Consider the following 243-nt stretch of genomic DNA (forward strand, 5'->3'; position numbering starts at 1 on the left):
CCAACACCACTGGCCCACTGACGGTGACCCTGGATAACAACCAGACCATCACCATCGGCGTGAACCAGTCGAGCGGTACTGTTTCGGCTGTGGCGCCGGACGACGTGTACAAAGGCGACCAGACTGTTACTACCGGCATCAAGGAAGTAACTGGCGGCGAGCACTTCGAGAACCTGGTTCCGGGTACTGACAAAGTCACCACGATTGTCACTGATACCCCAGGTACCGATACCGATAACACCA

Annotated in this window: 1 protein-coding gene; it reads left to right on the forward strand. The window is 56.4% G+C overall.

What is annotated here, in order from left to right:
- The coding region (locus BFQ03_RS30785) for an immunoglobulin-like domain-containing protein (protein ID WP_239695268.1) at positions 1–243 on the forward strand (243 nt) is incomplete at both ends.

Origin of the sequence: Pseudomonas sp. 25 R 14, assembly GCF_900004755.1 — a bacterium.
GTDB lineage: Bacteria > Pseudomonadota > Gammaproteobacteria > Pseudomonadales > Pseudomonadaceae > Aquipseudomonas > Aquipseudomonas brenneri.